Origin of the sequence: Cohaesibacter celericrescens, from assembly GCF_002866925.1 — a bacterium.
In the GTDB taxonomy this organism is placed as follows: domain Bacteria; phylum Pseudomonadota; class Alphaproteobacteria; order Rhizobiales; family Cohaesibacteraceae; genus Cohaesibacter; species Cohaesibacter celericrescens.
Window position 1 is genome coordinate 103,611 of sequence record NZ_PKUQ01000001.1, and the last position, 13,863, is coordinate 117,473.

Annotated in this window: 12 protein-coding genes and 1 tRNA gene; 11 read left to right on the top strand and 2 right to left on the bottom strand. The window is 51.7% G+C overall.

The features are described 5' to 3' along the window. The first annotated feature begins 83 nt into the window (after positions 1–83). The 11 genes from C0081_RS00505 to C0081_RS00555 all read left to right on the top strand — a co-directional run bounded on the left by C0081_RS00505 (position 84) and on the right by C0081_RS00555 (position 12,813). Complete coding sequence (locus tag C0081_RS00505; protein ID WP_101531847.1) at positions 84–938, top strand: MurR/RpiR family transcriptional regulator; 855 nt, start codon at positions 84–86, stop codon at positions 936–938. After that, positions 928–2,253 (top strand): glutamine synthetase family protein, encoded by a 1,326-nt coding sequence (locus C0081_RS00510; protein ID WP_101531848.1) that lies wholly within the window; start codon positions 928–930, stop codon positions 2,251–2,253. Before C0081_RS00505 ends, C0081_RS00510 begins: the two co-directional genes overlap by 11 nt. A 148-nt stretch (positions 2,254–2,401) precedes the next feature. Further along, the gene (locus C0081_RS00515) at positions 2,402–3,349 is read left to right on the top strand and encodes a LysR family transcriptional regulator (RefSeq protein WP_101531849.1); all 948 of its coding nucleotides are present in this window, start codon (positions 2,402–2,404) and stop codon (positions 3,347–3,349) included. Positions 3,350–3,520: 171 nt separating this feature from the next. Beyond that, positions 3,521–4,492 carry an ABC transporter permease gene (locus C0081_RS00520; RefSeq protein WP_101531850.1) on the top strand — a complete coding sequence of 324 codons (972 nt, stop codon included), beginning with the start codon at positions 3,521–3,523 and terminating at the stop codon, positions 4,490–4,492. A gap of 59 nt (positions 4,493–4,551) precedes the next feature. Next, entirely contained in the window at positions 4,552–5,580 is a 1,029-nt protein-coding gene (locus C0081_RS00525; protein WP_101531851.1) for a sugar ABC transporter substrate-binding protein, read from the top strand. 192 nt (positions 5,581–5,772) lie between these two features. After that, positions 5,773–7,896: an ABC transporter permease gene (locus C0081_RS00530; RefSeq protein ID WP_101531852.1), complete on the top strand. Its 2,124-nt coding sequence runs from the start codon at positions 5,773–5,775 to the stop codon at positions 7,894–7,896. Then, positions 7,893–8,951: an SMP-30/gluconolactonase/LRE family protein gene (locus C0081_RS00535; protein ID WP_101531853.1), complete on the top strand. Its 1,059-nt coding sequence runs from the start codon at positions 7,893–7,895 to the stop codon at positions 8,949–8,951. Before C0081_RS00530 ends, C0081_RS00535 begins: the two co-directional genes overlap by 4 nt. Position 8,952: 1 nt before the next feature. Next, positions 8,953–10,449, top strand: coding sequence for a sugar ABC transporter ATP-binding protein (locus tag C0081_RS00540; RefSeq protein ID WP_101531854.1), 1,497 nt, complete (start codon positions 8,953–8,955; stop codon positions 10,447–10,449). Positions 10,450–10,502: 53 nt separating this feature from the next. Continuing rightward, positions 10,503–11,357, top strand: a complete 855-nt coding sequence (locus C0081_RS00545; RefSeq protein ID WP_101531855.1) for a branched-chain amino acid aminotransferase — start codon at positions 10,503–10,505, stop codon at positions 11,355–11,357. 13 nt (positions 11,358–11,370) lie between these two features. Further along, complete coding sequence (locus C0081_RS00550) at positions 11,371–11,775, top strand: carboxymuconolactone decarboxylase family protein (protein ID WP_101531856.1); 405 nt, start codon at positions 11,371–11,373, stop codon at positions 11,773–11,775. Between the two features lie 66 nt (positions 11,776–11,841). Beyond that, on the top strand, positions 11,842–12,813 hold the full coding sequence (locus tag C0081_RS00555) for a quinone oxidoreductase family protein (protein ID WP_101531857.1): 972 nt from the start codon (positions 11,842–11,844) through the stop codon (positions 12,811–12,813). Positions 12,814–13,059: 246 nt separating this feature from the next. Here C0081_RS00555 and C0081_RS00560 read toward each other — a convergent pair. After that, positions 13,060–13,144: transfer RNA gene (locus tag C0081_RS00560), tRNA-Leu, on the bottom strand. Positions 13,145–13,318: 174 nt separating this feature from the next. After that, positions 13,319–13,825, bottom strand: coding sequence for a xanthine phosphoribosyltransferase (gene gpt / locus C0081_RS00565; protein ID WP_101531858.1), 507 nt, complete (start codon positions 13,823–13,825; stop codon positions 13,319–13,321). Between the last annotated feature and the right edge of the window lie 38 nt (positions 13,826–13,863).

Sequence of the window (13,863 nt, forward strand, 5' to 3'; positions counted from 1 at the left end):
TGGATTATTTTCAATGTCAATATAAAAAATATATTTGACAAATAATTTTCATAAAGCATTATGGTTCAAAAGGGAGAAAATGCATGACGGTTCGAGAGCAATTCGAAGCCCACGCGTCGGAATTTACGGCAACAGAAAGGCGTCTCAGCACAACGATTTTGCTGGATTATCCGTTTGCCGGCCTTGAGCCAATACAGATTCTTGCCGAACGCGCAAAGACGTCAGCTCCGAGCATCTCCCGCTTTGTTACCAAACTGGGGTTTCATAGTTTTCAGGATTTTCAACGGCATTTAATCGAGGAATTAAAGCAGGTGCAGACCTCGCCGGTTGAACGCAAAGATATGAGCACACCGGTGGGAGGAGCCTATCTCTCCAGTTTCTTGGCGCGCGTTGAAACCATCCTTGATGAATCCACCCAGACCATATCCGAGGCTCAATTCGCACTGGTCTGCGACATGCTGTCGGATCCCCGCCGCTCGCTCTATTTTATCGGAGGGCGCATGAGTGACACACTGATGCAATATCTCTCCCGGCACCTGCGTCAGATCCGGGAAAAGGTCTATCACGTGCCCGCAGACCCCGAAATTTGGCCGGAATATCTGCTGCGTATGCGCGCGCGCGACATATTATTTGTGGCTGATTTCCGGCGTTACCAACCCAATTTGTTAAAACTGGCCCGGACAGCCTCGGAAGAACGGAAAGCCCAAATCATCCTGATGACAGATCGCTGGCTTTCGCCCGTGGCGCGCCATGCCTCAGAAATTCTTGCCGTACCAATCAACAGCAACACGCTTTGGGACAGCTATTCCGGCGCTTTTGCCATCAATGAAGCCATCCTGACCAACATCGCCGATTCCCATTGGGAGACAACCAAGCAGCGCATCGAGCATTGGGATTCCATGCGCATTGACTTTGGAGAAGAAAATAATGATCACTAACCCGTTGATCTTTGCAGTCACCCCCGACATTGCAGGCAAATCTCGTGGCAAGTCCTTTCCACTTCGCGATCTGGAAAAACGCCTCAAACGTGGCGTCGGCTGGACACCAACCAACGTTCAAATCACCTGTTTCAATGCCATCGCTGAAAGCCCTTTTGGGGCGCTGGGCGATCTATTGTTGATCCCAGATGGCGAGACTAGCGTTGAAATTGATTTTGAAGACGAAGCCCCAGTAGAGCGCTTCATAATTGGCGATGTCACTGATCTTGACGGCAACGCTTGGAATTGTTGTACCCGATCTATCCTGAAAAACGCCTTGAAGCGGCTCAAAGAGCTCGGCCATGTCGATCTTTGCGCGGCCTTTGAACATGAATTCCAGTTTAAAGGTGGCAAACCACCCAATGGTGAGGGCTATTCCCTGACCGGCTTCTCCCGTCGCCGCAAATTTGGCGAAACGCTTATGGCTGCGCTTGATAAAGCCGGTTTGGATATCGACACCTTCATGAAGGAATATGGACCCGACCAGTATGAGGTGACCATAGGACCGTCCAAAAACCACCGCGCCGCGGATGAGGCCCTCATTTTGCGAGAAGTCACGCGCATGACTGCAGCCCACTGCAGCGAACAAGTCAGTTTTTCCCCCATTCTAGACCCCGATTCCGTCGGAAATGGTGTGCATATTCATATGAGTTTTCTCAACAAGGACGGTAAACCAGCCACCTATGACGAAGATGGTCCAGCCGGGATGTCTGCTCTAACCGGTTCTTTCATTGCAGGCGTGCTTAAATATCTCGACAGCATCATCGCCTTTACCGCGCCGTCCGATGTGTCCTATTTGCGTTTGACACCCCATCGCTGGAGCGCTGCCTACAACAATCTGGGTTTTAGAGACAGAGAAGCATCTGTCCGCATCTGTCCCGTCACCTCAACCGAGAAAGACAGCATTGCGCGGCAATATAACTTTGAATTCCGCGCTGCCGACGCGTCAGCCTCACCACATCTGGCTTTGGCCGCAATCATTCATGCTGGCGTACAAGGCATAGAAGAAGGCTTGGCTCCTCCAGCAATTACAGAGGAAGATCTCTCGCTTTTGTCAGAAGAGGCATTGACAGAACGCGGCTATGTCCGGCTGCCACAAAGCCTTGAAGAAGCACTCGATCGACTGAGCAACAATGACGTGGTTCGCTCTTGGTTTGCCGAGGAGTTTGTCGACGTTTATTTGGCCCACAAGCGGGGTGAGCTATCCTATCTTAAAGACCATATTAGCAAGGATGACACCAAAGCGCGCTGTATTGCTTACGCCGAAGTATATTAAGTTTCGACAAGAGTAAAAGCAAATATTCTCCTGGAGAAACACATGACTTCAATGACATAACAAGAATGATTGACATCAAAATTCCATTCGTGTCAGCTGCTCCTACAACAGACGTTATACCTGTTCTGGGCATTTAGGACTTTCAACCATGGATATTCGCAATTTCAACAGTTTTGTTTCAGTCGCTGAATTGATGAATTTCACAAGAGCTGCGGAGCGGTTAAACATTACCCAATCCGCACTCTCCCGACAGGTCAAAAGCCTAGAAGACTATCTGGGAGTGAAGCTCTTTGAAAAGTCTGGAAGAAACATCCGCTTTACTCCCCACGGTGAAGCACTCTACGCCAAGATAAACAAGGTATTGGTCGCTGACAAAGAACTGCGTACCTTTGCTGTCGACTTGACGGGTGGGGAAACTGGCCTGCTCAAAATTGGCTCTTGTTCACAATTGATTGAACGGTATCTGCCTTCCTTTCTAAAACATTGGACTGAAGAAAACCCAGATATAGAAATCCGCCTCGAGGACGGGGGCGGTCCGGAGTTGGCAGGCAAGCTGCAAGATGGCCTCTTCCATCTAACAATCAGCGCCGAACCATCGGCTCCGATAGACTCATTTGAAAGCAAACCTTTAGGCAAACTGGGATTTCTGGCGGTTGGTGACAGGGAATTTCTGGGTGAGTCTCCCGATAGCATCGAAATTGACCAATTGCTCAATTTGCCTATTCTCTCTTTGAACAAAAAACACGCCTCTCGTGAGGTGTTCGATGCGGCCTGCAGGGTCAGCGGAACAGTCCCGCGCATTGTTCTGGAGAGCTATTCTCCACACACCCTGTTCGCGATGGCGATCGGCGGCAATGGCGTTGCGGTGGTGCCGTCTTCGTCAGAACCGCAGTCAAAGGAGCTGATGTGCCGCCCCATAGCCCTTAAAGGCGAGCTCATCAGCTTTGGCATCTGCGCCATGTGGAATATCCGTCACCCCCTGCCTGCCTACGGAAAGCGATTTGTCGACGCCTTAGGTGCTCACATTCAGAACGAACAGCTTGCATCAGAAAACACAATATCAACAGAACGTTACGGCCATTTGCACGTTATTTGAAGCCAAATTCTAGCCACTAAAATTTGATCTATTCTAATTTCGCATAGATTCACAATGAAATTATTCATTGGACGCGCAATTCCATCTAAAGCTACGCTGCTTGTTGTTTAGGCAATAATTTGCACTGCATCAAAAATATGCAGATCACACGCTTGGAGTAGGTAATCGCGCATGGGCTTTGTAAAAAACCTCAATCAGGAGCGCATTGTTTTTGCAATCACGATTGCAATATTCGCGCTGGCTTCCTTGGCCCTGCCCGGGTTTTTCTCCGCAAATAATTTGGTATCCGTTGTCAGATCTGTATCTGTACTGGGCATCCTCGCCCTTGGCATGTCAGTGATCATCATTGGTCGTGGCATTGATCTCTCCATGGTGTCGATCATGGCGATGTCCGTGGCTTGTTATCTTCAAATGCTGGGCAGTGGTGTCAGCGAAGGAGGCGCGCTTGCTTTTGCGCTGGCTGGTGTCATTTGCATTGGCCTGATCAACGGCTTTCTTGTTGCTTACGCAGAAGTGCCTGCAATTTTTGTAACGCTGGCCAGTGCGTCCTTTGTTTTTGGCTTTGTGCGGTCTCAACTCATTTCCACCGATTCGGTGCCGGTGCCAGCGGGACATTGGGTCGAGATACTCGGTAGCCTCCGTTTTGGTGACGTGCCTATTGAGGTGTTTATTTTCGCAGGCTTGTCTTTTGCGGCCTTCCTCTTTCTGCGCTACAGCAAATGGGGCCGCTATGTCTATTACGCTGGCGACAATCCCGAAGCTGCACGCAACGCCGGCATGCCGGTACGCCCGATGATGGTGTTGCGTTATGTTCTTTCTGCCTTAGTTGCCTTCATCGCCGGCATCCTGACCGCAGCCAGCCTCCACTCCATCAACACCCGTATCGTCAATTCCAGCCTGCTGTACGACATCGTGCTGGTCGCCGTCATTGGTGGCATCGGCCTGTCTGGCGGCAAAGGAGGTGTCCGCAACGTGCTTTTCGGCGCCGCACTCATCGGCATCATGCTGAATGCAATGACGATCATCGACATTTCCCTGTTGTATCAAAACCTCATCAAGTCGGCGATTTTGCTCGGTGCAATTATCGTCGACGGACTCTTAAACCCACGTGATGAGCAGACAGCGCAACAGGGTGATATTTAATAAAAAATAAAACAAAAAAAGACAAACCAATCGCCAGATCATTGAATAGAGGAACAGTCATGAACATCATCAAGACACTTTTAGCCGCGACGGCGACACTCTCCATCAGTTGCGCTGCCCTTGTACCACAGGCCTCGGCAGCAGATCCGGCGCCAAAGGTTTATGCCGATGCCCTGAAGGGCAAGCGCATCATGCTCGTACCGATGGCTATGGGTTTCGACCTTGCTCAGGGTTGGACCGCCATTTTGAAACGCGAAGTCGCCGCCTTTGAGGGTATTTTGGAAACACGCGATCCCAACTGGAGTGTGGAAGCAGGCGCACAAGCCATCACCGAAGCAATTGCATCGGAAAACAAACCAGACGTGCTGATTGTCATGTCTCCCGATATGAACTCCTATTCCAAACTGATGAAGCGGGCACAGAAAGCCGGCATCTATGTGATCCTCATCGATAATCCGGCAAACTTCAAAGCGGATGCCTACATCGGAAGCGACTGGGCGGAATTGGGACGACTGGAAGCCGAAGCAGTGGTGAAGGGCTGCGGACCGGATTCTTCCAAAAAAATCGGCCTTGTGCAAGGCGATCAGGTCAATGCAACCAGCCTGTTTCAATATGCGGGCATCATGGAAGTGCTCAAAAAATATCCTGATTTCGAAGTCGTTGCAAAACCGGATTCCAACTGGGATGCAACCACATCTCGCAATGTGACCACCACGATGCTGCAGCAAAATCCTGATATTTGCGGCATCATTGATTTCTGGGACGGCGACGCAACAGGCGCAGCTGCGGCCATTCGTGACGCGGGCAAACAGGATGAAGTCTTCCTCGTCACCACCGGCGGTGGCGAGCAAACGGCAGACTGTGATCGCATCGCTGATGGTACTTACGGTGCTGTTGTCATGACTGAGTTGGCTCGCGAGACCCACAACATGGTGGCAATCATCAAATACCTGCTGCAAAGCGGCCAGCAACCCGGAACGTCAGCTCCCTACATTTACACCCTGTTGAAAGCAACAACGAAGGACAACTTGCGTCCCGATAGCTGTTGGGATCTCAAGGCGTTACAGGCTGAAGCCGGCATAGAGTAAATCCAACAGAGACGGATAAGTTTCCTTCTCAAATGTTTCGGGTGGTCCATGGTCACCCGAAACCACGCCTCCCATCCATGCGGCAGCCCCAAACTTTCGGTGATGCCGCCCTATCCTGCTTATATTTTGTCTGGCCCTTTTCCTGTCTATATGCGAAGGGCCAGATGGACCAAGTCGTCGGAATCCTGATAGATGGCCCTTCGTGAACGCATACAAGCCTGGCGCTATAATTTAATCCCCGATCACCTCGTCGGCGAGATCCTGACCAAACGCTGGACGGACAATGCCATTCCGTTTATTGCCTTGGTGATCACTGTGGCGACATTCGGCTCGGCTATACCGGGTTTCTTCAAGCTCTATTCGTTGCAAGAATCCACGCGCCAGCTCGGTGAATTCTCTATCGTGGTAACGGGCTTGACCGTCGTTATGCTGGGTGGTGGCATTGATTTGTCTGTCGGCTCGATCTTTGCTCTGGCGGCCTTTGCATCAGTCTCAACCTTTTTCATTTTCGATGCGCCGGTCTGGGTCGCGCTTTTGGCGGCGATTGGCACGGGCATCGCCTGCGGTGCGATCAACGGATATCTTATCGGCTTTTTGCGGTTGCGTGCATTCCTCACAACGCTGGTAACCTTCATCATTGGCCGCGCTGTCTTTGATATTCTAATCGTCAAATATGGTGCCGAAATACAGATGTCGATGGCATCATCAGACACTTGGGATTTCATTGGAGACAGCACGATTTATGGCTTCTCGGTTCCAATCCTGACAGCCCTGCTTCTTGCATTTATCACTCATATTGTACTTACACGATCCCGCCCCGGTTGGCACATTCAAGCCGTCGGCGGCTCTCGTCGATCAGCACATAATGCCGGCATTCGCGTGCGACGAACGGTCTTTATGACCTATGTTTTCTCGGGTTTTTGCGCCAGTATCGCCGGTTTTCTTATTGCCACGCGCCTAAGCAGTGCGGGGCCCGGAACAGGTCTCAATCTCGAAATCCTCGCTTTAACGGCAGCCGTTGTCGGCGGCAACAGTCTGGGGGGCGGTCGTGGCTCTGTGACCAAAGGCATGATGGGAGCCATTATCGTTCTGATCATGACCAACGGCCTCATCCGTCTTGGTTTTGGTACCGGTACCAACCAAATGGTACTCGGCATCATGTTGGCTGTCGCGGTAACCATCGACATCCGCTGGCTCAAGAACCGACACAAGGTCCTCAACGAGGTCTATGTTGCTCCTGTTTATCTCAAAATGGGAGAAGCCTTGTCCGCCGAGCCCGGCTCTGGATCCCCCTACTCTCTCAACAATAGCCTTTCTAAAGCCGATCATATTGGGCTTGGCGAATTGGAAGGGCCGGAAGATGTCATACTCGATCGGGAAGATAATCTTTATTGCGGCACCCGCCACGGAGAGATCGTTCGCTTTTTCGCGCCCGACTATAAACGCTCGGAAGTCTTTGCCCATGTGGGAGGCTTCCCCCTCGGTCTGGCTTTCGACAGCGATCAAAACCTGATCACCTGCGTTGGCGCTATGGGGCTATACAAAATTTCTCCAGAACGGGAAGTCACACGTCTTACGGCAGAAACAAAACGATCTTGGACATCCATTGTCGATGATGCTCGCTTGCGTGACCCCAATGACCTAGACATCGCAGCCGATGGCAAGATCTATTTCACCGACTCCACCAAGCGCTATGATGCGCACGAATGGGCGTTGGATTCGATCGAAAACCGCGGCACGGGACGTCTCTTGGTCTATGATCCCAAGGATGGCTCAACCAAAACCCTGCTCGATGGCTATCGCTACACCAACGGCGTATGTATCGCCCACGACGGCAAGTCGCTCTATTTTTCCGAAAGCTGGGCCTGCCGGATCCACCGTTATTGGCTGGAAGGTCCCAAGGCAGGCACTGCCGAATGCGTTATCAAAGATATGCCGGGTTACACAGACAATATCAACCGCGCATCAGATGGCACCTACTGGATGGCTTGGCTCGGAATGCGGACACCCAGCTTCGATCTCTCGTTGCGACATCCGGCCATGCGCAAGCGTATGACCCGACGTTTGCCACAGGACGACTGGCTCTTCCCCAACATCAACACAGGTGGCATCGTCAAATTCGATGATAGTGCCAATATCATTCAGACCTTTGGCGACCTGACAGGACAATCCCATTCGATGGTGACCTCCATGCGCGAGCATAAGGGCCAACTCTTTATCGGTGGCATTCTAAACAATCGCATCGGACGGTATGAAATCGATGGTGCGGACGAAAGCTGGACAGGCATGACTTCCTATTGGGGAGAAAAAGCATGATTTTTGACCCGATCCTCGATTTCTTTCGCGGTAAGGCTGTGACAATACCGCCGATGGATGGTGCTTTCCGGCCCAACACAGAGTTGGATGACGCTGCACTTCTATGCGATTTGGCAGAAGCAGATAATCTGGCAATCCTCAATGGGGATATCATCGCGACCTCTGGCAATGCCATCTATGTTATCAACCCGGACAAAACGCCTGAGCTCTTGAAGAATTTCGAAGCTCCGATTACGGCACTTGCTGTCTCGCCAGAGGGGCAATTGGCTGTAGCGCTGGAAACAGGCCAGCTTTTGATAGAAGGAGAACCAATCCACCTTCTAGAAGAGATCCGCGCAATCACAGCCCTCGCCTATTCATACAATGGTGCTTTATGGCTGGCCAATGGATCGTCTGAGCATACATGTTCGGACTGGGCCGCAGATCTGATGAACAAACGCGCCACCGGTTCGCTTTGGGTTCGCCACCAGCCAAGTGAAGCCTTTCATAAGATGGCAGACAATCTTGCCTATCCCAGTGGCCTATGCCCATTGAGTGGCGGTCGTGTCGTTTTTTCAGAAAGCTGGCGCCATCGGCTGATGCAAATTGATGCGGATAAAAACATTTCGCTCCTCATCGATCATATTCCCGGCTATCCGGCCCGCCTGTCCCCCACAGCAGACGGCGGAGCCATTCTTTCCGTTTTTGCGCCTCGCAATCGCTTGATCGAATTCGTGCTGCAAGAGACCCATTATCGCTATGACATGATGGCCACCGTCCCGCGCGAATACTGGATCGCCCCAGCACTGAGTTCTGGCCGCAGCTTCCTTGAGCCACTGCAATGCGGCAGCATTCGCACCATGGGCGTACACAAAGCGTGGTCTCCTGCCCGCTCTTATGGGCTCGTCGTCCGGCTCGGAGCAAATATGAACCCCTTAACCAGCATGCATAGCCGCGCCAACGGCACGCGCCACGGTGTTTGTAGCGCCATAGAGCATGAGGGACGGCTCATCATTGCCTCAAAGGGGGGCGATTGCCTAATTGAGATTGCTGACACAAATGCAAAGGGCCACTGACATGGAACCCATCATTCGCATGGACAAGATCACCAAGGCCTATCGCGGCGTTCCTGCTGTCCAGCATGTCGACTTCGAGCTTCGACAGGGGGAAGTCCACGCACTGCTTGGTGAGAATGGAGCTGGAAAATCAACCTTAACGAAAATGATGGCGGGCGTTGTGGAACCAACCGACGGCAGCATGTATTTTCATGGCCAGAAAACAATCTTTACCTCTCCGAACGAGGCACTTGATGCCGGGGTCGCAATGGTGTTTCAGGAAACCAGTCTTGTGCCCTCCATGACCGTGGCGCAAAATCTCTATCTGGGATCGGAAAAATTCCTCAATCGCCTACGTGGCACCTATATTTCGGCCCAACAATTTCTGCAATCTTTGAATTTCTCCGTCGATCCGACCGCCTTGGTCGCCACTCTCGGTGCGGCGAAGCGACAGATGGTAGAGATTGCCCGTGCCGTTCATCACAATGCTGAAGTGATTATCTTTGATGAACCCACCGCGACTTTAACACCGGAAGAGAAACGTCATTTCTTTGCTCTGATCAATCGCCTGAAAGAGCGCGGCGTATCCATCATTTTCATCAGTCACGCTCTTGAAGAAGCCTTGATGATTTCAGATAGGATAACGATCCTGCGTGATGGCGAAATGGTTGCAAGCGACAAAACGGAAAACTTTACCCGCGACACCATCATCGCCTCCATGGTGGGCCGAACGTTGTCAGGCGAATTATATCGCAATCGTTCCGAATCCGACTTGCGCAAAGCGGGCAAAAAGGTCCTGTCCGTTCAGGACATCTCTATGGGCGCTATGGTGCGCAACAACTCATTTTCAATTTTCTCCGACCAGATCACCGGCGTCTTCGGTCTCATTGGATCGGGTCGGACAGAAACATTCAAAATTGTTTCCGGCATCTATAAGCGAGACTTCTTACGAGGCGGCTCTATTGTTTTGAACGACAAGCCCTCCCGATATTACGTCCCGCAACAAGCGGTGAAAGACGGCATTGTCTATGTGACAGAAGACCGCAAAAGCGAAGGCTTTTTCGAAACCATGTCAATCGCGGAAAACATCTATGCCGGCCTGATCGCCGCAGGCCACAACAAAGCTTGGTATGTCAGCGACAAGGAAATACATGCCGTTGCGGAAGATTGGTCCAAAAAACTGAATGTCCGGGCAATCAATGACAACGCCCGTGTTGTTGAGCTTTCTGGTGGCAACCAGCAAAAAGTTGTGATCGGCAAAGGGTTGGTTCAGGAACCCAATCTGGTCATTTTCGACGAACCGACACGCGGAGTCGATGTAGGCGCAATTGCCGAGATCCACCAGATTATCAACGGCTTGGCCGATCAAGGATTGGCCGTTGTGGTTATCTCATCCTACCTACCGGAAATCATGAACCTTTCGGACAGGATCCTTGTCTGTAGACAAGGGCGTATTGTGGAAGAATTCTCTCCCGTGGAAGCGACAGAAGAAAAAATTATGTATGCGGCGGTCCATTGATAAAACCGCCCAGCTAACAACCAATAACGAGAAGAACAAAAAGGAGAAAATCGATGGCGTCTGACCGTACGATGTGGACCTATTATAAAGGCAAATGGCAAGAAGGCGACGTTCGCATTTTGGGCGCAGCCTCCCATGCGACATGGCTCGGCTCTCTTGTTTTCGACGGAGCCCGCCTGTTTGAGGGTGTCTCCCCCGATCTTGATCTGCATTGCGAGCGCGTCAATGCCTCCGCCCAAGCACTGGGCCTTACCCCCACATTGACAGGCAAAGAGATTGAAGCCCTCACCATGCAGGGCTTGAAAAAATTTGCGCCGGGGACCGACATCTATATCCGCCCGATGTATTGGGCTGAGGAAAGTGACGTCGGAACCGTGCCACCACTGGCCTCTTCTACCGACTTTGCCCTCTGCCTTGAAGAAATGCCGATGGTCGAGCCAACCGGTTTTACGATCACAACAACCAGCTTTAGTCGGCCAACTCTTTCGGTTATGCCCGTCAATGCCAAGGCCGCATGCCTCTATGCCAACAATGCACGCATGATGCGTGAAGCAAAGGCCAAAGGCTTTCACAATGCCCTTGTAACCGATTGCGCAGGAAATGTCGCGGAATTGGCGACGTCAAATGTCTTCATGGTGCGGGACGGTGAAGTATTCACGCCAGTGCCAAATGGAACCTTCCTGAATGGCATCACGCGCCAACGCGTCATTGCCCTGCTGCAACAAGCTGGTGTGAAGGTTCATGAGATCACACTAACTTTGGAAGACTTCCGCAATGCTGACGAGATCTTCTCTACCGGCAACATTTCCAAAGTGGTCCCCATTATTGGCTTTGATGACCGGACGCTGGACTACGGACCGATAACAAAAAGAGCTCGTTCCCTTTATATGGACTGGGCGCACGCTTGAGAGGAAAAGAACTATGGCTACAGTCAAACTGATCACAGATGCTGAGGCTGAAAAAATTCCGGCAGTGAAAGAGGTATTTGATGATATCCGCGCTGCACGCAAGACTGATTTCATCAACAATTTTTGGCGCGCAATGGCCAATGACCCCGCCCTGCTGAAACGCACATGGGAAGGCCTGAAAGCCGTAATGATGGTTGAAGGCAACATCGACCCGATGACCCGCGAGATGATCTATATCGCAGTTTCCATCGCCAATTCCTGTCAATATTGCATTCATTCCCATACCGCTCAGGCGCGGGCCAAAGGGATGAGCGATGAAACCTATGGTGAGCTGCTGTCTATCGTCAGCTTGGCAGCTCAGACCAACCATCTTGTCACCGGCATGCAGGTCCCCATCGATCCCGAATTCGTGGCCTAAAACCGAGCCGAATAGCAAAATTAGAGCGTTGCTACCAATCACGGCAACCATTAATCGGAGAGAAAAATGGATATGGCACTTGTTGCTTCCAGACCTGGCGGTCCGGAAGTCATGGAGTGGTGCGCGCTGGAAACAGGCACACCCGGCCCAGGAGAAGCGTTGGTTCGTCACACTGCAATCGGTGTTAATTTTATCGATGTCTATAATCGTTCGGGACTGTACCCTTGGGCAGAAGACAAAATGATACCCGGAGCCGAGGCCGCCGGTGTCGTTGAAGCCGTTGGAGCAGGCGTAGACAATCTAAAGCCCGGAGATAGAGTCGCCTATGTGCTAAAGTCAGGTGCCTACAGAGAACGCCGCGTGCTTGCTGCTGACCGCCTAGTCTTACTGCCCGAAGGCATATCAGACGACCTTGCCGCCAGCGTAATGCTTAAAGGACTAACCGCACAATATCTGGTGACATCGTCCTACCATGTCAAACCCGGAGACATCGTGCTGGTCCATGCGGCGGCAGGTGGTGTTGGTTTGCTTCTGGGTCAGTGGCTCAAAGCGCTCGGAGCAAGAGCGATCGGCACGGCAGGCACCGAGGAAAAAGTCGCCCTCGCCCTCAAACATGGCTATAGCGATGTGATCAACTACAGCGCTGTCAGTTTTGCCGAAGCGGTGATGGAGCTAACAGCTGGTGCTGGCTGTGAAGCTGTCTATGACAGCGTCGGAAAGGACACTTGGCGCGGCTCACTGAGCTGCCTTAAGCCCTTTGGCATGTTTGTCAATTTCGGTCAGTCTTCCGGCATGATTGAGGATTTCAAACTCTCCGACCTAGCCAAAGGATCACTCTCTGCAAATCGCCCCGTATTGTTTGACTATGTCGCAGATCGCACCGACCTGGAAATGCGAGCCGCCGATCTGTTTGGCCGTCTGCTGAGCCAAGATATTTGTGCTGATGTGGTCTCCAAACGGCCTCTGCGCGAAGCAGCTCAAGCCCATCAAGCGCTCGAAGCCAGACAAACCACCGGAGCAGCAGTGCTGCAACCGTAACAATGGCTGCTGGTTTGCAAACGCAATCGCCAAACCAGCCCCCCTTGGCGTCTCCAAGTTAGATAGTGGCCCTCACTTATAAATGGGAGCCAATGGAACTCTCTGTGATTGTGCGCAGGGCGATTTTGCGCTGGCTTCCTCAGCCATACCCATTGCAAAACAGTGGATCTCAAGAAGACGCAAAAGTGAAAATGTGTCAGCCGATCGAGCGTAACTTCACCAAATAATTTCAGTTTCTGGATTTTTTGGTACGGGCGGCGGGACTCGAACCCGCACGGCCTAGGGCCTCAGGATTTTAAGTCCTGTATGTCTACCATTCCATCACGCCCGCACTCAAACCCGCAAACGCGAGTCCGACCATTGCTAATACCAGAGCAAGACAATTGCAAGCAATGCTCGCACCACCATCCACAAGAGGCCCATTAGCCAACAGCCAAAATACAAAAAGCGGCCGGATTATAGCCGGTCGCTTCTTAAAACACCAATTGTCGATCTGCGAGAGACCTCAGCCTTGATGTTTCTTGGCAATCGGAGCCTGGAACTGCAACCCCATATCCCATGGGAAATAGATCCATGTATCCTGCGAAACCTCGGTCACAAACGTGTCCACCAATGGACGGCCCATTGGTTTGGCATAGACGGTCGCAAAATGGGCTTTTGGCAGCATCGCGCGCACAACTTTGGCCGTTTTACCTGTATCCACCAGATCATCAATGATCAGAACGCCCTCACCTTCACCACCTTCAACATCCACCACAGAAGGGTCAATCGGCTTGATAACGTCCATACCGCCCTGAGTTTCATAATCATGATAGGACGCAACACAGACGGTATCAATCATCCGCACACCAAGCTCACGGGCAATAATCGCCGCAGGCACCAATCCACCGCGGGTAATACAGACGATTGCTTTCCACTCGGAAACGCCCTTCAACCGCCAAGCAAGGGCACGGCAGTCTCTATGGAACTGTTCCCAATAAACAGGAAAAGCATTGGATGTATCTTCTGACATGAGTGTTTCCTTCTCTCAATCGTGCATCGGCATCTGGG